Genomic DNA, 19933 nt, shown 5'->3' with positions numbered 1-19933 from the left:
TTATAGAAGGTGGTGTCTTTTTAGCAATATTCTTTGTATGCGTCGATCAAATTTTCAGCAATCAACTCTGCAGGATTACCTTCAATATGATGTCTCTCTAACATGTGAACTAATTCTCCGTCTTTAAACAAAGCCATAGAAGGTGAAGATGGAGGGAAAGGGAACATGTGTTGACGTGCTGCATCAACAGCATCTTTATCAACTCCAGCAAATACAGTTACGATTTGCGCTGGTTTCTTTTCTCCATTTAAGCTCATGATTGCTCCTGGACGTGCATTACGCGCCGCACAACCACAAACTGAGTTTACAACTACTAATGTAGTTCCTTCTTTACCTAAAGCAGCTTCTACTTCGTCTGCTGTATATAATGCTGAAAATCCTGCATCAACTAACTCTTGACGCATTGGTTTTACTATTTCTTCTGGATACATACTATTACCTTTAATTAAAAATTGTAATAACAAAGTTACACTTTTTCTCTTATTTTGTCCAATTTCAATGCTAAAGTATTCCCAACATGCACTAGACCGCCTTTTTGGGTTTCTTTTTCATTTTATTCAACCAAATAAAAATTCCTGTAATCGGCAATGAAGTTGCTATTAAACAGGTTATGAAATAGATAACCTTAGAGAACAACCCATAGATATCACCAAAGTGTAGCGCTCGAATAGAGCCCGCTAATTTCTCTCCGATCGTTTTATCTGCAAAGATTTCTTTTTTGATTACTGCTCCAGAATACTGATCGATAAACACGCGGTCATTCACCGTTTCATTCCATCTGGCCAATTCATTTTTGTTTACCTCATACGCGCCAACTTCGTCTTTTGGCAAGCTTATCGCAAGCGTACGGTAGTCATACTCCATTTCTTTATTTGCAATGGCCAACGCTTCTTCTAAACTAATCGTTTGCTTGTCTTGTACTACCGATTCTGGTTTTACTTCATCACGTCCACCAAAAACCTTTGTTCCCAATTACAGCACTCAATCCATCTCTGTACCATTCAAAGGACCAACACAAGCCCGTTAACGACATAATCAAAACGATTAATAACGTATAAAATCCAAGGGTATTATGTAAATCGTGGTTGATACGCTTCCAATTAGCGTTGAATTTAATTTTGAATCCTGGTTTAATGCTTTTCCATCCTTTAATTTTCTTTGGAAACCACAAGATTAATCCTGAGATTGAAAGAAAACAAAAGATAATGGTTGCAATTCCAACGATAGGTCTACCAATTGACGAATCAAGGAGTAACCAACGGTGCAATTTGAAGACAGTCATAAAAAACTCATCTCCAGGCCCTTTCCCTTTCCCCAAGACTTCGCCTGTATACGGATTTACATGAACCGCATCTGGGCGTTTTCCCTCTTCTCCGCTTCTTACAGAAAACACATACGGTTTGCTTTCATTGCTCACCATAGTTACGCGTTGTACTTTCCCTTGGGTAGCAGTTTCCACTAGCTGCACTAATTCCGCCACGGGTTTACTTTGTCCGGTTCCTTTATCTGTAACTTGATAACGTGCAGGCTCCATCCAATCCTGGATTTCAGTCTTGAACGTATAAATAGTTCCGGTTAAACAAACCACAAACAATACAAGCGAACTTGCGATACCCAACCACAAGTGTAGGTCATTCATCAATTTGCGAAAAGGAGAGGTCTTCTTTGTTTTCATAAGGACATTCAAAAACGAACAAACACGATTTTATCTGATAAAACCGTGTTTGTACTTATTATTATTTCAATTATAATGACACTAATTAAAGGGATATTCTAGAATCTATACGTCAATTGTGCTGCAAAATTTCGAGGTGAAATTTCGTTGATGTATCCTCCTCTGAAATAAGACGTGTATCCTCTTTCGTTGAAAAGGTTATTCATAAACACACTTAACGTCGCGTTTTTGTAAGTATAAGCTGCTTGTGCATTCACTGTTGTGTAGCTAGGCATATCAAATGGTCTTACGTTTACGTTTGTATTATGGCTATTATCTAATGTTCTGCTGTATTCATTAACTGGACGTTTTCCAACAAAGTAAACCCCAGCACTCAATGATAATCCGTTTAATGTACCTTGATCAAATTTATAGCTTACCCATCCGTTTGCTGTATGCTCTGGTGCGTTCATTGGCGCAGAACCATCAACATATTGTGGGCTATCTTGGTATCTTGCATATAAGTTAGCATATCCTAACATTACCTCTAAGTTGTTGGTAATTTTACCGTTGATTTCCAACTCAAATCCATTGCGTTTTAAATCTCCAGCTAAGATGCTTTCTGTTTTAGACTGCTCATTTGTTACTGGATCAATATAAGGCGCAACTAAATTACTTTGGTTGATGAAGAAGTACGTAAAGTTCACTCCTAAGTGATCATTATACCAATTTGATTTGAAACCAAACTCAAATTGTTTGATATCTGATGCTCCTGCATATCCACCACCGTGTAATAATTTATTTGATTGTCTTAAACTACTTGTTGTCGTATAAGAAGCAAATGTGCTAATATTTTCTTGTGGTTTGAAGATTAATCCCAACATTGGGTTCCAACGGTCTACGGTAGCATTTTCAGTTGTATTACCGTTCAAACGGCTGTAACGCAATCCTAACATTGCGCTTAATTTATCACCAATAGCGATATAATCTTGTGCCATGAATCCGATTGTTGGTGACATTGTTCTTGTTGTAGCAATGTCTCCGTAGATGATGTTATCTGGCAATGTATTGTCAATTGGGCCTAATACATTGATATCACTTTTGAAATCAACTAAAGCGTCGTTTCCTTGTTTGTCTTTCCCCCAAACTTTACCTGTTGCAGAACCTGCAATTGTTTTCGTTTGTCTGTAGTCAAATCCAATTTGGAATGTATGTTTTAAAATACCAGTGAAGATATCTTTTCCGATCAAATCTGCTTGGAATACTGAGTTATAATCGTCAGATTGTCCTTGAGAAACGGTGCGTTTAATATCGCCATATTTGCTCCAATCGTCTCCAATTTCTTTTTTAGGCAAAACAGTTGTTACGTTTGTTGAACGACCATTTTCATTGTAAATAGAAGCCGTATAAGATGTTCTGAAGCTCAATTTCTCTGTTAATTGTCTTTCGAAACGAGCAACATAGTTTTGCATTGTAATTTTCTTAGAATCTCCTTTGAAACCTAAAAACTTATTATGTGGCATTTTATATAACTCATTCGCATAATCTGGACCTAAGTTTACAGTTCCTTTGTCTGTAACATAATCTCCATTTAAGTAATCCATTTCAACCGTTAACTTGGTTTTGCTATCGATTTTCCATGTTAGGGATGGGTTGATGTAAAAATGTTCGTTATTTACATGGGTTCTCCATCCGTCATTTCTTTCGTATGCACCGTTGAAGCGGAAAGAAACTGTTTCTTTTTTATCTAATACTTGTTCAAAGTCAACTGTTGGTCTCACTTGCCCGTAGCTTCCAGCTCTGAAACCTACTTCTCTGTGATTCTTGAAGTTTGGCGTTTTAGTCACCATATTAATCACTCCACCTGCAGCACCTAAACCGTTTCCGATTCCTTGTAATACAGCAGCTGAACCTTTAATTACCTCAACACTTTCAATTCCTTGCATATCTGCAATCGCTGAAGCTGTTCTAAAGTCAGAATCCATTCCAACACCATTTCTCAAAACTGGTGTTCCTCTGAATCCGCGCATTGACATACTCTCTGCAGGTCCTCCGTACGTAGAAAACTGAGTTACCCCTGCTACGTTACGTGCTGCATCTGTAATTGTCAAGGCTCCTTGCTCTTTAATTACGTGCTCAGAAACAATACTGATTGATTGTACTTGATCTTGTAATCCAAGTGGCAAACGCGTGATATACTGAAGGTTTTTTACGTTTTTGTTGCTTCTACCGTACACTGTGATATTCTCTAATTGGCTATCAGCCACTAAAAGGAAATTCACAATTTCTTCGTTTTTAGCTAGGGTAATTTCTCGTTGAGAAGTTGAATATCCCACAAAAGAAGCTCGCATTGTGTGCTTTCCTTTTTGAATATTATTCAATTTGAACTCCCCGTTCTCATTGGTTTGAACAGCTGTTTGCCCTTCTCCCAATACAACTGTTGCGAAAGGTAATGGTTTATTAACCTCATCTACAACTCTTCCTTTGATTGTGATGTTTTGAGCGAAACTTACCATTACTCCACAAATGGTAACTAACAATGTAGTATACGTCTTCATTCTGAATCTGTGTTATTTAGACTTATTAAAAACGCTACAAATGTAAAGTGATTCTAAATAATCCACAAATTTTATTTAGACTTTTTTTACATAAGAATTTTAAGGAAAACTCATCAAATAGGCTTCCCTTTTCAATAATCGATAAAATATCAAATAAAATCTGGTCTTTTTCTACTCAAAACCAATAAAAAGCTTGCTCAATATGTTCTATTTCAGGAATAGACTTTTTTATACTAATAGCTACTATATCGAAGCGAACCTCTTCTTTTCGCTTAAATTGTGTGGTAAAAGCGTCAGCTGCAGTAATTAATCGTCTAATTTGCGGGTTCTTTAAAAACTCTTGAGGCAGACCCAAATCAGTCGAACTTCTGGTTTTCACTTCGACAAAAACCAAAAAAGAATCTACCTCAGCAATGATATCTACTTCTGCTTTTCTATACTTCCAATTTCTAGCGATGATTTGATACCCTTTGTCTTGTAAAAAATCAACCGCTAAATCCTCTCCTAACTTTCCTAATTCATTTGTTTTGCTCATATTTTGTGTTTAACTAAAAGCGACAGTCACCTGATTGTCTTGTGCTTCTAGTTCAACAATAGTGCCTAATTTTAACGCCCAATTGGAAGCGCCATGTCCAGCTGGAAAATTAAATACTACCGGATAGTTGTAGTCTTTGACAGCGTCCAAAATAATTTCTTGTGCATTGTAACCAAACGGAATCGAATTATCGTGCATATCAGTCATGCCCCCTACAACAAGGCCCCGCCAACTCTTGCAGCATTCCATTTCGCTTGAGGTTATGCATCATGCGATCTACATGGTATAAGTACTCATCTAAGTCCTCAATAAATAGAATTTTTCCTTTGGTATCTATACTAGAAACAGACCCTAATAAACTATAGAGAATAGAGAGATTCCCTCCTACGATTTCCGCCTTAGCTTTTCCGTTTTTATTACCCGGAACTGCAGAAATGGCATAGGATAAAGGCAAACCAAATAGCGCCTTATATAAAGAAGTTTTAGACTCTTCTTTTGCTAAGGGAACACTGAACGCCATAATTCCATGAATGGTAGCTATCCCCAAGTTATGCACATGGCTGTGTAGGGTCGTTACGTCGCTGAATCCAATCATCCACTTTGGCTGATGAGTTAACGATGAAAAATCAATCGCATCAATGATGCGCACCGTTCCATAACCTCCTCTGGCACACCAAATCGCTTTGATTTCGGGATCTTTTAATTGCGCATTGAAATCTGCAATTCGCTCAGCATCTGTACCTCCTAACTGAAAATTATCTAACCCAATCGTTTGTCCTAAAACCACTTGCAATCCCCAAGACTCTAAAAGAGCCACGGCAGGTTTCGCTTCTTCGATTGAAAATTTTCTAGCGGTGCAGACGATTGCCACTTTATCGCCTTTTTGCAAATAGGGAGGTATAGTATAACTCATGGTTGGAATATATTCAGATTTAAAAATCAAATCGCAGCTGTACGGCTACGGGTTTCTTTGCTACTTTTATATTGTTTAAATTACTCAAAGATACGCCAATCAGACGCACTGAGTTTTGCAATTTTTCTTGGTAGAGCAATTCTTTTGCACAATCTAGGATAATTCCTGCATCGGCAATAAAATAGGGAAACGTTGTACTTCGGGTTTGCTGTACAAAGTCGGCATACTTTATTTTCAAGGTAACAGTTTTACCTGCTAGTCCTTGTTTTCTCAACCGCAGACTCAACTCTTCTACAATATGCTCCAGTTTATTTTCCAGGTACACCTCAGAACTCAAATTTTCATCAAAGGTGCGTTCGGTTCCCACAGATTTGGTCAATCGATCTGGACTAACAGGAGAATTGTGAATCCCACGGACAATATAATAGTAAGCCTTTCCTGCTTTACCAAAATGCTCTTCTAGAAAATCGATGGGTTTCGCCTTGAGATCACGTCCTGTAAAAATACCGAAATGATACATGCGATCTGCAGTCTTCTTACCAATCCCAAAAAACTTTTTTATTTCTAGAGCCTCTAGAAATGCTTCTACTTCTTCAGGGTTAATGGTCTTTTGTCCATTCGGCTTATTGTAATCGCTGGCGACTTTCGCTAAGAACTTATTAATCGAAATTCCTGCGGAGGCGGTTAATTGGGTGCGCTCAAAAATCTTTTGTCTGATTTCCTGTGCAATTAACGTAGCACTAGGGCAACCTGTTTTATTTTCGGTTACATCTAAAAAAGCTTCATCCAATGCGAGAGGCTCAACCAGATCCGTATATTCATAGAATACTTGACGAATTTGCCTCGAAATCTCCTTATAGCGATCAAAACGAGGGGGTACAAAGATTAGGTGGGGGCATTTCTTTTTCGCCAATATTCCACTCATTGCACTTCTTACACCATACTGACGCGCTTCATAGCTCGCTGCAGCCACTACTCCTCTGTCGCTACTTCCACCCACGACAATAGCCTTCCCTCTTAATTCGGGATTATCTAATTGTTCTACCGAGGCGTAAAACGCATCCATATCAATATGTATGATCTTTCGATTCATCTCAAGGCTAATTGGGTCAAAATTAATTGAAAAAATTCAGTTTCTATTCCTAAAAAATTTATCGTTTTTTTTTAACTTTTCCATGTAAATCAAAGTCGTATTACGTAAATTTGTAAGTATCTCAAATACTTTTTGAGTAAGTATGCGTTATTTCTAACAAACAAACGTTATAGTTACCATACTGTTATTTAATTCAAAAAATACAATCATAAAATGAATGATTTTTTAGCACAGGCCTTTATTTTTTTATTTGCTGCAGTAATTTGTGTTCTCATTTCTAAGAAACTAGGAATGGGGTCCGTCTTAGGCTATTTATTTGCTGGAGTTTTAATTGGTCCTTTTGTTTTAGGGTTTGTTGGGAAAGATGGAGCGGATATTATGCATGCAACTGAATTTGGGGTTGTCATGATGTTATTTCTTGTAGGGCTCGAACTCGATCCCAAAGAGTTTTGGAAAATTCGGAAAGAAATTATCGGACTGGGAACCGCCCAGGCATTAGGTACCACCCTTATAACCACAGCAGTTTGTTACTTCGCCCTTAATCTTGGGATGGGAACCTCAATTACTATTGGATTTGTGGTAACCATGTCCTCTACGGCTATTATTTTACAGACCATTTCTGAAAAGGGGCTTAATAAATCTAATGTGGGGAAATCGAGTTTTGCTGTATTACTCTTCCAAGATATTATGGTGATTCCTGTTATGGCGTTGATTCCGCTATTGGCTGTATCTAAAAAAATACCGATTTCAACCACACATAGCAGTATGCTTGATGGCCAACCTGTGCTTATGAAAACCATGGCTATTTTAGGGGCTATCACTGTTATTTTCTTGGTTGGAAACTATATTGTTAATCCACTTTTTAAATCTGTAGGACGTTTACAGATACGCGAAATTTATACCGCTTCTGCTTTACTTCTCGTCATTGGTGTATCGCTATTGATGCAACAAGTAGGGCTGAGTCCAGCATTAGGTGCGTTTATTGCGGGTGTAGTTTTAGCAAACAATCCTTATAAGCATCAATTAGAAAGTGATATTGAACCGTTCAAGGCTCTCTTGCTCGGTATCTTCTTTATTGCAGTAGGATCTACCATTAACTTTGGTATCATCGCTGCGGAGCCACTTATCATTCTTTCGTTATTAGTAGGCTCTATGGCAATCAAAGCGATTGTTTTATTTGCTATCGGTAAGTGGAAAAAATTCCCGAAAGATCAATCGTTCCTCTTTGCTATTTTACTTTCTCAAATTGGAGAATTTGCCTTTGTAATTTTAGCCTTAGGAAAAACCATTAATATCATTGACCAAACGTGGTATGATTACCTCTTGGCAACAACCGCCTTATCAATGGTGGTAACGCCTATTCTAATGTTGTTAAACGAAAAGTGGATCAGCCCTTATTTAGGATTAACCCCTTCAGCTAAGAATGATCAGCCGTATGATGATTTATCTCACATCAGTGCGGATAAAAAGATTATCATTGCTGGATTTGGAGACTTTGGAAATACAATTGGGCGTTTATTACAAGCGAATGACATTCCTACTTTAGTATTGGACAACGATGCGGAGCGCGTTGATCACTTGCGCAAATTAGGCTTTAATGTGTACTATGGAGATGCTACGTCCATCAATATTTTAAAATCTATTGGTGTAGAAAAGGCCGATTATGTTATTGCGGCTATGGATCCACCAGATGTAAACCAACACTTAGTTGAGATACTACACAAAAACTTCCCTGATGTTGAAGTCATCATCCGCGCTAAAAACAGAAAGAACGCGTACGAGTATTTACAAGATGGCTTTACGGAAGTCTATAGAGAGAACTTCTTTACGGCCGTTTATGTTGGATCAGTGATGCTCGAGAAACTGGGATTAAGCCATGAAGATGCGAGAACACAAAGTGAGCTATTCATCCGAAGTGACCGTGCTTCCTTGAGAAAACTGGCCAAAAACATTCACAATTTAGAAGATTATATCACAGTATCTCGACTGGAGTTTGAGCAACAATCTAACTTATTAAAAGAAAGTTTACGTCAGAAAAGAGAAACAAAAGACACAGACACTACAGATACTACCGAATAAATACAAAAAGGGAGAGGCCAATGACCTCTCCCTTTTTTATTTTATAGGTGTAATTACTTTTTATCTGGTGCTTTTTCCGTTGCTACTTCAGCCGTATTTCCTGTTGGAATAAAGAATTCCATTGGGAAGCTTTTGAAGTATTTCAACACAGCTACAGCCAGTTCTCTCGTCTCCTTAAATGGAATATTTCGAGAGCGGAAAGCCAATAGAATGGATAGACCGAAGCTCACAATAAAGTTCATGAATCCAATCAACCACATTCCGATAAATGCCCATACTAGAAGTGACGTTGGTGCTTCAAATCCTGATCCATAGAATCCGATGGCGATATTTCCACTGACAAAAGTAATGTGTCGAATATCAATATCTAAACCGATGAAGGTTCCAATAGCCCCACAAGTACCCATAAATAGACCGAAACAAATATTCGAAGCTATACCTGGCCATTTAGTATCTACCCAGTTGGCGATTTTTGTTGAACGTTGAATTCCAAAATTATATTTCAACCAAGGGTGTTCTTGGATGCGGTAAAAAACGCGGTTGTGTTTATTTCTGTTGGATACATTTCCAGAGATAATACCAGACAAGAATAAGAAAATACCCGCAATACCAGCATGGAACAATGCTTTTGATTCGATTGGATCGGCGTCAACAAGCATCCCTCTCCATTCTTTTTGAGCGAGGTTTACATCAAAGACAGAATCAAATCCCCACATCAGTAATAATGCAATTGGAAAAGCTAAAATAACGTTTCCAATAAAGGCGATAAACTGAGAGCGTACTAATCGCGCAAACAATTTAGCAAATCCGATGTGTTTATTTGCACTATCTACGTGTTGTTTTTGTCCGTCTTCAATTGCTTTAATAATCGCAGCAGCTGTCATTGCAGGTTGCTTCGTTGCTAATGTAAAGCCTAATAGATAGATTAAACAGAATCCTAAAGCATAATTCAAACTATACAACATCGCATGACCAAAAATACTGGCATCTAGCTTATGTGCTAATAACTTGAGAATACACATAAAACCAACAACAATACCAGCCCCCATGGATCCTCTAAACATATGCCAATATTCCCCTGCGGTTTTGGTAATATAGTGTTCTCCTGTTTTAGCTGTGTGCTGTGTAATTTCGTAAGAAATCAATTGCGTACTTTCCTTAATTAATCCCGATACGTTGTATTTATAACAGTTATATCCGATTAATTTACGCGCCAATTGAATTGTATTTTGCTTCTGTTCTAAGGCGGTATCTTCTCCTTCAATAATGATGAGTGAAAGCAAAACGTCAACGCGTTGCAATTGCTGTCTTAAACGCAATAAACTTTGGTTGACCTTAATCGAAATTCCATATTTGGAACTGTTCTTGAAGGCCTGGTTGACAAAATCCAAACACTGTTTATGAAAGATTTTAATTTGCTTGCAGTTGATATCATTAGGCGTCAAATAGCTGATATTTCCTTTTAGAATACTAGAAGCCACTTCCATAAACTCCTTCTCTAAAGCCAAGAATGGGCTTTCAAAGTGAGAGTATTCTGGCACCATGCTAATAATCGAACTCTCCATCGCTCTACCACTCATACGTTGTGTGATTAGACCAATAGAGTTCAACAACTCGCCCATGACAGACTCGTCGGAAATATTAGTAAAGATATCCATGAAGTTCAACTGATCGAATAGTTCTAACAGCTGTTCTTCTGGTATTAAATCAACCCATGCGGCATCTGTATGCTTGTGAAACACTTGGTTTAACACATACTCATAGGTGTCTTTTTCGGGTTGATACGGTAAAACTTTAGCCCATAAACGCTTTTTAACTTCGTAGAAGAAGTCAGAATCTTGCAAAATTCCTGCATCTGAAATCATACGGCTGAAGCGTCTATTTGAAAGGATTTCTTTCAAATATTCAATCAAGGCTAATCGTTCGACTTCGTGGGTTTTTAAATAAGATGTAAAAGAATCTATGGAAACTCGATTTGTTTTTTTTATATTTCGCGGTCGAAAAATATGTACAAGATCGACTAAAAATGAAATATCTTCACTTGTATATATTTTACCATCAACTACATATTTATTAAAAAGCTCCTCAATTCCTTGAGGTGATTGCAATATGTATCTTAATTTCATTTAAAAATATATTTTTTTCTTAACAGTTGAATAGAAATGACTAAAACTTGGCATAAATTTACGCCTTTATTTTATATCCTATGATTGAAATCGAAAGAAAATTTCTTACCAAACGTACAAATTTTGAAACTTTGGCGCATTCGAAAAACACGATTGCACAAGGATACCTCAATAGTGATGCGGAACGCACAGTTCGCATTCGCTTAAAGAATGACAAGGGTTATATTACCATCAAGGGAAAAAGTAACGCTGCGGGAACCTCTCGTTTTGAATGGGAAAAAGAAATCGACTTCAAAGAGGCAGAAGCTTTATTAGCCTTATGTGAAGACCACGTTATTTCGAAAACGCGCTACCTTATTCCTGTCGGGCGTCACACCTTTGAGGTGGATGTCTTTCACGGTAAAAATGAAGGGCTTATTGTAGCTGAAGTGGAGCTTCAGGATGAAAATGAAAGTTTTGAAAAACCAGATTGGCTAGGCGAAGAGGTTACAGGGCAATTGGAGTATTACAATTCCTATTTATCCAATCATCCTTTTACTACTTGGAAATAAAAGACGATAAACCTTCGTCTTACCTATAAAAAGTAAGCCCCTATTGATTGAGCATCAATAGGGGCTTCTTCACTAAGAAATCAACAATTTAAAAGAAACAACACGAAGTCATCTAGTTTATCTATTTATTTGAATCCATCCTGTACGCATTTTAGCATTGGTTACTACCACATAGTAATACGTACCTGAAGGCAAATTATTTCCTCTTTTATCTTTACCTGAAAACTCATCGGTATAATATCCATTGAAGTTAAATACTTCAATTCCGTTTCTATTGTAAATTTTCAGATTCGTTACTCCATAGTTTGACAGATCTAAACGATCATTAATCCCATCCCCATTCGGTGAAAATCCTTTCGGCAATGGACATTCTTCATACGTTACACGGAAACTAGATTGATCCGTACAATCTACCTTGCCTTTACTCGATTTGGAATAGATATAGATCACCTGATCTACTAAGATCTGTTCTCCAGGTTGTAATTCTCGTCCTTGTCCGTCTGGTTCTGTAAAGTACTTGTTTCCTCTTGGTAATAGTGGCAAACTATAAAGTTCACAGTACATCACTTGATCTTCTATTTCAAAGGCAGGAATAAACTCCAGAATTTCGATCGTCAATTTATTTTGATACGCACATCCTTCTTTCACCCCATAAACATACAATTGATGCTTTCCTACGTTCTCAAATACATCGCCACCTTCCCAACGTTCTCCTTTTCCATAAGGCTCGGTATAGTATGCTTCTCCTTCTGCTAATTCAGGCAATACGTAACTTTGACAAGCGAGAATAGGCTGAACGGTTGTTGCAGTCAATATTTTATTGACAACTAAAGAAAAACTACTGTAGGTGAAACAATGTGTGTATTTGTCCTCTAGTTTCACGTATATTTCCGTCGGTTCTACCGCTGTTGTCGTATACGTTGTAGGTAGACTATTGATATTGGCTAATAAATCTTCCTCCGAAGCAAAATAAGTAACCAGTAAATCTTTCGCTTGTAAAGATCCTACAACCTGTTTATCATTTTGAGCTAGATCATACGTATAGGCAAATCCAGGTTCTCTATGACAAGCATCTAAATTCATTGGTTTTGTTATCTGAGGTTTCTCTTTAATAAAGCGGAATTCTTTATCAATAATTTGCTCATTTCCATTACAATGTAGGTAAGTAATACGCCCTGTATAGGTTACAGATTGATCAATATTTACATTAATATCTTGCTGTTCCGTCAAGAATTCTCCATCTTTTAACCAGCTAAATGTAGCGATTGATTCTCCACTTGGTACAAAACGCCAAGCCTCATTCGCTGCAGTCCATGTTCCCACATTTCGATTTGGTGGAACAACAGCTGCAGTTCCCGTTGCATTTTGAATTCCAACTACACCCAATCCGCCGTTGAAATTTGAACAACTCGGTCTATTTTTAATATACACTTCAATAATATTTGTGCCTTCGTAAAGTACAATTTGAGATGTTTGCGTAGTTCCGTCCACATCATTAGCATCATATGGACATCTAGTAGCATCAAATAATCCTAAATGATAAATATTAAAGACCAAGGCACGACAAGGGAAAGTTCCTAACACCTGGTAATTGATAGAATAATCCGCTGGTGAATTGCGAGGGTACAAATCTTGCATCACACCAAAAATCGTATTGACATAAGGTATGGTACTAGCATTTGAACTATTCGTCGGCAATTGTACCGTTGGATTCATCGAATATCCCGAAGAAGAATTCGGGCTATATAACCCATTTTCGGTATGTCCTTTTACACTAAATGTAATCATCCCATTAGTTCCAATCAACACTTTGTCATAAGACTTGCCATAAAAACAAAAATCGAAACCTAAATCAATCACATTAGACCAATAATCATCTTCCGTTAATGGAATCAAATCTCCTCCAACAAATGGGAAAGGAGGTTTGTATTCAATGGCTTCTACGGTATAATCAGAGGTATCTTTGATATCAAAGTAGCTTGCCTTTAAATCAAGGTTTACGCTTTCATCGTCACAAATAACATAACTTCCGTCTTCTGCTTGTGGTAAATCAATCGGTTCTACTTCAATATTAGCACATCCCGGTGGGTTAAAAATATTAAATAATACAGCAGGGCTCCAAGTTCCTTGTTCACTATCCGAACAAATCGCGCGTACATAAACATGGTAGAAAGCGCCTTCAACGGCATCCCTGAATACATATCTCGGTGTATTCTCTACTCTAATCCCTGCATTTAATGGCGTTGGATCAGGCTGATTTGATTCTACAATATAAACCTCCCATTGTTGTTCTTGACCAAGAGGCGTCCACGTAATTTCAATATTGGATGAATTTGAAATTCTGACCGCTTTAACGTCAATCACATCTTTACAAGTAAAAGGTTTAATCCATAAATTATCAATAGCAGCAGGTGGTTGTTCTCCACTGCGATTATCTTGTTTCCATTCAAAAACAATACGAACATCTTGTCCTGCAAAGGCACTAATATCCATTCGGGTTTGGAATCGCTGAAATTCTCGACTATTAAAGAAGCCTCGTTCATCGATAGCCACTGCTTGATTTGAGCTAGCAACACTTACCCCCGCTTCTGGGATATATGATAATGGAACAATCCAAGCCTTTACAAAATCCACTCCCACATTTTCTCTTGCCCTGCTATCATATTGCTGTTCTCCTTGAGAACGCCAATCAAAACTAATTTCCAATTGATCAAGGTTCGCAGGAATATGAATGTTTTTATACGCATGTACAATTTGATTTTTATTGAAGGTGTATTTGTTGCTCACCCCATTGTCATTTGAAATGTACAAGGCTTTATTTCCACCATTATTCACTGCATTTCCTACCACCCATTGATTCGGTAATGCATGTGTAACACCAATTTTAAATGTGTCTTCAAAATCTTCATAGTATGGTAAAGGATTCACCGAAACCAAAGGCGTTGTAGCAATAAAAGGCCCCGTCCATAAACTTGATTCCCCTTGGCTACACGCCGATCGTATCCAGACATAATACATCGTACCTTCCTCTAAATTCGCAAACGTATAATTCGTTTCGGTCGTTGTATGAGTTGGAACTGTTGTTTCGTTCGCTCTTATATTCTGATCGGTGGTCAAGAATAAATCATATCCATTTTGTCCACTTTGTCCCGTCCAACTCACATCAAATCCTTGGTCTCTTATTCCTCCAATCGTCACTGCTGTTGGCGGTAAACAACTCTTGATAAAGAATTCAATATTGTCAATCGCAGCAGCTGGATTTTCACCAGTACTTGTGTCTTGTGTCCATTCAAAAATAATACGCATGGTACGGCCTAAGTATTCTTGAGCCGGAATTGTAATATGTTCGGTGGCAAAGGTTCTACTTCCAGCGTAGTATTCTTGCCCTAATCGCACAGCACGACGGTTATCACTTTGTACAAGAACACCCGCACGTGGAGTATAATCCGCAGGAACAAACCAAACGCGGAAATTATCATAGCTTCCTTCTCCTAGGTTGCGCCAATCAAAATTCAATAACAATTCGATTCCTGTAGCTGGGATAGCAAAATCCTTGTATACATGAGAAGTTTGTCCTCTTCCTGGCACTGTTTGTAAGTAATTATTACTTAATCCGTTGTCATTCGAGATATACAAAGCCTTTGTTCCTCCATTATTCACTGCATTTCCAATAATCCACTTATTATGGGTGTCATTTTGGTATGCAAAACTTGGGTTTTGTTCGAAATCTTCCGTATAAGGCAATGCCGCAGGGGTTAATGTTGTTTGTACAACAAGAGGACCTACCCAAAAACTTTTATCACGTCCACAAACGGCGCGAACCCAAAGGGTATAATAAGTTCCTTCCGCTAAATCTGGAAACACAAAGTTGGTATTCATCGAACGATAGTTTCCTGGTGTATCTGCTGTTGGAATGTCATTCGTTGTAGTTAAATATAAATCGTAAGAACGCGCTCCATCTCCTTCCCATGTTGTCGCAATTGTACGGCTTGTTACCGCACCTGCAGCAAAATTTCTTGGTGGACTACAAGTCACTACTTCTATATTCAGATTATCAATGGCAGCAGCAGGTTGATATCCACCACTATTATCTTGTTGCCATTGAAAAACAAGACGATACACTTGTCCTTGAATGCCACTTACCTCAACGACAAAGTTTTCTCTCTTAAATTCTGTTTGTTGACCAAACATTTCATGTCCTACAGGTATAGCTCCAGCCACACTTGTTGAGATCAATGTACCTCCAACTGGTGTATAGGAAGCTGGTACCAACCAAACGCGAAAGAAATCATAGTCTATTTCTCCTAAACAACGCCAATCAAATCCAATAGACAATTCGGCAGCATCTGTAGGAATTCTAAAATCTTTATAAGCGTGTACCACTTGATCATACGCTGTATAATACGTATTATTTGCACCTTGATCTTCACTGATGTATAATCCTTTTGTTCCTGATGCATGTGCAGCAGTACCAATATACCAACGATTATTTCTATTTGCCGTAAAATCAAACGTAGGATTCGATTCAAAATCTTCTACATAAGGTAAATCAACCGGTGTATTGGCTAAGGTTACCTCTTGTGGTCCAACCCAATCACTTTGATCCGTATTAGAGCAAGCAGATCTCACCCATACCCAATACGATTGTCCCGCTGTTAATCCTTCAAAAGTATGAGAAGCAGTTGGTGTTCGGTGTGTAGGTACCGTTTCGCTTGTTGGTATAGGGGTAGCAGTTTGACTTAAAAACAGCTCATATTCTTGTACCCCTGTTACGGTTTCCCATTGCGTCTGGAATCCCTGATCCGATACATTTTGTACTGTAATTGCAGTAGGAGCTCCGCAGAATGTCGTCGATAACGCTAAATTATCAATAGCTGCTGGTGGATTGTTTCCACTATATAAATCCTGTGTCCACTCAAAAACCAAACGCATGGTTTGTCCTGCATAGGTTTGTGCATTGATGCTAATCGTTTCTGTAGCAAAAGCAGTTGCGTTGCTATAGGTCGTTCTACCTAGGCTTATTCCTCCGCTAGCATTTGCTGTTATTGGCACGCCTGCTTGTGGAGTAAATGTCACAGGAACCCACCATACTTTAAGCACATCATATCGGTCTTCCCCTTTGCACATCCAATCAAACTGTAAACTTAAATCAACCGCTCCTGTTGGAATAGCAAAATCCTTAAACACATGAGACGTTACAGGATGAGGAACATTTCCTGTATAAGCATGGGTTTGTCCCCCATCATTAGAAACATACAAGGCCTTTGTTCCACCGTGATTCACGGCTTGTCCAATAAACCATTGATTGATGGTATCATTGATTATTCCGTACTCTTGTACTGTTTCAAAATCATCTGAAAAAGGCAAGTTTGCAGGAACTAAAGTCGTTTGTAGCACTAGAGGTCCGATCCATCTTGAAGCCTCTGTTCCACAAGTTGAGCGAACCCAAATATAATAATTGGTCGCTTGATTTAAATTTTCAAATGTATAAGTCGAACTATTTGAGGTAAAAGAAGCAACAGTTGATGCAGTAGGCGCTTCATTCGCTGTAGCCAAATACAATTCATACGCTTGTACATTGGTTCTCGATTGCCAAGAAGCAGTAATTGTATGTGCTGAAAAAGCATCCACTTGTAACCCCGTAGGCTCGCTACAGTGAACAGGACTAATGACTACATTGTCAATAGCTGCAGGATTTTGACGTCCATCTCGCTCATCTTGTTGCCATTCAAAAACAACACGCACTGTTTGTCCTTGAAACTGACTCACATCGACATTCTTCGCAAAGGAAGTAAAGGTATTGTTTAAATATAGTTCTTCCGCATTGATTGCCAACGCCTGCGTCTGGTTTCTAATGGCTTCCCCTGCCTGTGGTAAATACGAATTGGGTACTAGCCAAACACTTAAATAATCCGTAGGCTTATAATTGCCAATATTCCAATCATATCCTTTTTCACCTTGGGCACGCCAATCGAAACTTAACGCTAACATATCTACGTCTTGTGGGATATCTATATTTTTATACGCGTGAATGATTTGACTTCCCTCGTAATTATACGTATTGCTCACGCCACCATCCTTCGTAATATAGAGCGATTTTTCTCCTCCGTGATTCACTGCATTTCCAACAAACCATTGATTGGGTTGAGCATGTGTAAATCCCCAACTTGGACTCGCCTCGAAATCTTCTGTATAAGGCAAGCTAATACTAGAAATTAAGGGTGTTTCCATGAAGTAAGGCCCCACCCAAGTGCTATTTTCCCCAGGTTGACAACTCGAACGAATCCACGCATGGTATTTCGTCGCTTCATTTAAATTCGAAAAGGAATAAGTAGTCTCACCTGTGGAAGCCAACGGAGTTGTTGTATCCGTTGGAATTAAGTTTAAATCTGTTGTAATAAAAACGTCATACGCTGTGGTGTTATTTGAGGCTGCCCAAGTAAGATCAAAGGCACCCGCTCTTAAATTACTTGTACGCACCCCTGTTGGTGCTACACAATTGATCGCCGTAACGTTTAAATTGTCAATTGCTGCTGCGGGATTATTTCCTGCACTTTCATCCTGAGACCATTCGATTAGCAAACGCATCGTTTGCCCTGCAAAAGAAGCAGCGTCTAAAAGTACTTGTTCTCGTTGAAAATTTGCAGCGTTAGAATAGGCATTTTGCCCCACGCGAATCATAGCGCGATCTCTATCATTTATCTGCGTGCCTGCCTGAGGTACGAAGGTAATTGGCACCAACCAAACTTTAAAATTGTCATAAGAACCTTCGCCCACACATCGCCAATCAAAAGCTATGGCTAATTTTAAAGCATCCGAAGGAACCATAAAGTCTTGGTATAGGTGAGAAAATTCTCTCCTACCTGTATTAGGATTATATTCATTCGATTGTCCTCCATCTTTGGAAATATACAACGATTTACTTCCTCCATGATTTACAGCAGTTCCCACCACCCATTTGTTAACCGCACCATTGACGAAAACAAAGGAAGGCGCTCCTTCAAAATCTTCACTATAGGGAAGGGTCTTCGCAATTAGCTGCGTTTCTACTTCCAGAGGACCAATCCAAATACTGGTTTCATCCTCACAGATAGAACGTGCCCAAATAAAATAAGTTGTTGCTGGCTGTAATTGATCAATGACTAAATTATTCGTTGTCGCAGTATAGGTTCTCGCATTAGCACTAGAAAGAGAAGCCTCTGTACTCAGGCGAACTTCATATCGTTGATTGCTACTAGCAATCCATTCTAACTTCATTGATTCAGCTCCAATCGTGTTTAGCTTAAAATCCATGGGAGGAGCACAAGACACTTGTTCCAATTTCAAATTGTCAATAGCAGCGGCTGGTTGAGCACCACCACCACTTTCTTGTTTCCATTGAAAAACGAGGCGATATACTTGTCCTCCCTGTCCTTGTACAGGAACGATAATGGTTTCATTCTTAAACACCGCATTTTCATGATAGTATCGCAGACCAATTGGTCTAACCCCTGCTCTATTTAGATCAATTGGCGTACGAGCTACTGGTATATAGTCTTGAGGAACCAACCAAACACTCAAATAATCCTCTTCATGTTCCCCAACTGAACGCCAATTGAAAGAAATGGCAATATTTTCAGCATCTTGTGGAAATATAAAATCTTTATAAACATGGGAAACTTGATCTGAATACAACGCAAATTCATTGGTTCTACCCTCATCTTTGCTGATGTATAACGCGTGATCTGCATTACTTTTTGCCCCACCTCCAATATACCATTGATTGGTCCTATCATTGCTAAATCCAACTAAGGGAGGCTGCTGAAAGTCTTCAAAATAAGGTAAAGAAACGGGAGTCATAGGCAAGTGAATAGCGAATGGTCCTGCCCAATTGCTTTGATCATTAAAGCTATTTTCACAAGTAACTCTTATCCAAACATACACGTTGACCTGATTGTTCGGTAAATCCAACGTTAGCGTAGCCTCTGTGGTGGTATGCGTTGGATTCATAAGTCCTGCTCCAGGTACACTCGTTGGACTCACAAATAGGTCATAGGAAATAACATTTGATATCGCTTCCCATCCTAAAGTATAGGTATCTGCAGAAACATTCAGCAGTTGAATACGCTCTGGCGGTTTACAAAAAGCAAATGTAGGAGCTTCTGTGTGTTCCTTTGGTTTGGATAGTACTTCGACATCCGCTGTCTGAAGCGTTATTTTATCCTTACTTACTTCTATATTGGCCCGTAGGACATAGCCCCACAAAACAAAAAAAAGTAGCGTGACTAAAAAGGTATTTCTTACCTTTACCTTGTTCATACTTTCAGTGTTTTAATTTAGACCAAATATAAATAGCAATTAAAACATTACAAATTGAGAAGTAGCGATCTCTTTTAACAGAGTAGTGTAAGATTTAAACTAAAAAAATTAAAAGCACAAAAAAAC

General features: G+C 38.4%; 10 protein-coding genes and 1 pseudogene. 2 read left to right on the top strand and 9 right to left on the bottom strand.

Translation table 11 applies throughout. The features are described from left to right. Positions 1 to 20 precede the first annotated feature (20 nt). The 7 genes and pseudogenes from M2306_RS15425 to dinB form a co-directional block, all read right to left on the bottom strand. Positions 21 to 431, bottom strand: coding sequence for a BrxA/BrxB family bacilliredoxin (locus tag M2306_RS15425; RefSeq protein WP_115091962.1), 411 nt, complete (start codon positions 429 to 431; stop codon positions 21 to 23). Between the two features lie 91 nt (positions 432 to 522). Further along, positions 523 to 972 (bottom strand): PepSY-associated TM helix domain-containing protein, encoded by a 450-nt coding sequence (locus M2306_RS15420; protein ID WP_498882897.1) that lies wholly within the window; start codon positions 970 to 972, stop codon positions 523 to 525. Then, complete coding sequence (locus M2306_RS15415; RefSeq protein ID WP_498882896.1) at positions 944 to 1675, bottom strand: PepSY-associated TM helix domain-containing protein; 732 nt, start codon at positions 1673 to 1675, stop codon at positions 944 to 946. The genes M2306_RS15420 and M2306_RS15415 overlap by 29 nt, the downstream gene beginning before the upstream one ends. 98 nt (positions 1676 to 1773) lie before the next feature. Beyond that, positions 1774 to 4212, bottom strand: a complete 2439-nt coding sequence (locus M2306_RS15410) for a TonB-dependent receptor (protein WP_259189305.1) — start codon at positions 4210 to 4212, stop codon at positions 1774 to 1776. A gap of 175 nt (positions 4213 to 4387) precedes the next feature. After that, positions 4388 to 4747, bottom strand: a complete 360-nt coding sequence (locus M2306_RS15405) for a YraN family protein (protein WP_259189303.1) — start codon at positions 4745 to 4747, stop codon at positions 4388 to 4390. A gap of 9 nt (positions 4748 to 4756) precedes the next feature. Beyond that, positions 4757 to 5660 (bottom strand): annotated as a pseudogene (locus M2306_RS15400) (S66 peptidase family protein). A 19-nt stretch (positions 5661 to 5679) separates the two neighbouring features. Then, positions 5680 to 6753 carry a DNA polymerase IV gene (dinB, locus tag M2306_RS15395; RefSeq protein WP_259189300.1) on the bottom strand — a complete coding sequence of 358 codons (1074 nt, stop codon included), beginning with the start codon at positions 6751 to 6753 and terminating at the stop codon, positions 5680 to 5682. Between the two features lie 213 nt (positions 6754 to 6966). Here dinB and M2306_RS15390 point away from each other — a divergent pair, with 213 nt between their 5' ends. Continuing rightward, positions 6967 to 8832, top strand: a complete 1866-nt coding sequence (locus M2306_RS15390; RefSeq protein ID WP_259189299.1) for a monovalent cation:proton antiporter-2 (CPA2) family protein — start codon at positions 6967 to 6969, stop codon at positions 8830 to 8832. Between the two features lie 53 nt (positions 8833 to 8885). On the opposite strand, the gene M2306_RS15385 is transcribed toward M2306_RS15390, so the two are convergent. After that, positions 8886 to 10958: a site-specific recombinase gene (locus M2306_RS15385; protein WP_259189298.1), complete on the bottom strand. Its 2073-nt coding sequence runs from the start codon at positions 10956 to 10958 to the stop codon at positions 8886 to 8888. A gap of 80 nt (positions 10959 to 11038) precedes the next feature. On the opposite strand from M2306_RS15385, the gene M2306_RS15380 reads away from it, so the two are divergent. Then, positions 11039 to 11509 (top strand): CYTH domain-containing protein, encoded by a 471-nt coding sequence (locus tag M2306_RS15380; RefSeq protein ID WP_002988200.1) that lies wholly within the window; start codon positions 11039 to 11041, stop codon positions 11507 to 11509. A 117-nt stretch (positions 11510 to 11626) separates the two neighbouring features. On the opposite strand, the gene M2306_RS15375 is transcribed toward M2306_RS15380, so the two are convergent. Then, complete coding sequence (locus M2306_RS15375; RefSeq protein WP_259189294.1) at positions 11627 to 19807, bottom strand: fibronectin type III domain-containing protein; 8181 nt, start codon at positions 19805 to 19807, stop codon at positions 11627 to 11629. Positions 19808 to 19933: the final 126 nt, after the last annotated feature.

Source organism: Myroides gitamensis, assembly GCF_029894455.1.
Taxonomy (GTDB): Bacteria; Bacteroidota; Bacteroidia; order Flavobacteriales; family Flavobacteriaceae; genus Flavobacterium; species Flavobacterium odoratum.
The sequence above is the reverse complement of the archived record's forward strand: the minus strand, read 5'-3'. Positions and strand labels throughout refer to the sequence as shown.

Bases quoted from the DNA above. Each gene is read 5' to 3' on its own strand.
- M2306_RS15425 (WP_115091962.1), bottom strand. From the start codon at position 431: ATGTATCCAGAAGAAATAGTAAAACCAATGCGTCAAGAGTTAGTTGAT.
- M2306_RS15415 (WP_498882896.1), bottom strand. From the start codon at position 1,675: ATGAAAACAAAGAAGACCTCTCCTTTTCGCAAATTGATGAATGACCTA.
- M2306_RS15410 (WP_259189305.1), bottom strand. From the start codon at position 4,212: ATGAAGACGTATACTACATTGTTAGTTACCATTTGTGGAGTAATGGTA.
- M2306_RS15405 (WP_259189303.1), bottom strand. From the start codon at position 4,747: ATGAGCAAAACAAATGAATTAGGAAAGTTAGGAGAGGATTTAGCGGTT.
- dinB (WP_259189300.1), bottom strand. From the start codon at position 6,753: ATGAATCGAAAGATCATACATATTGATATGGATGCGTTTTACGCCTCG.
- M2306_RS15390 (WP_259189299.1), top strand. From the start codon at position 6,967: ATGAATGATTTTTTAGCACAGGCCTTTATTTTTTTATTTGCTGCAGTA.
- M2306_RS15385 (WP_259189298.1), bottom strand. From the start codon at position 10,958: ATGAAATTAAGATACATATTGCAATCACCTCAAGGAATTGAGGAGCTT.
- M2306_RS15380 (WP_002988200.1), top strand. From the start codon at position 11,039: ATGATTGAAATCGAAAGAAAATTTCTTACCAAACGTACAAATTTTGAA.
- M2306_RS15375 (WP_259189294.1), bottom strand. From the start codon at position 19,807: ATGAACAAGGTAAAGGTAAGAAATACCTTTTTAGTCACGCTACTTTTT.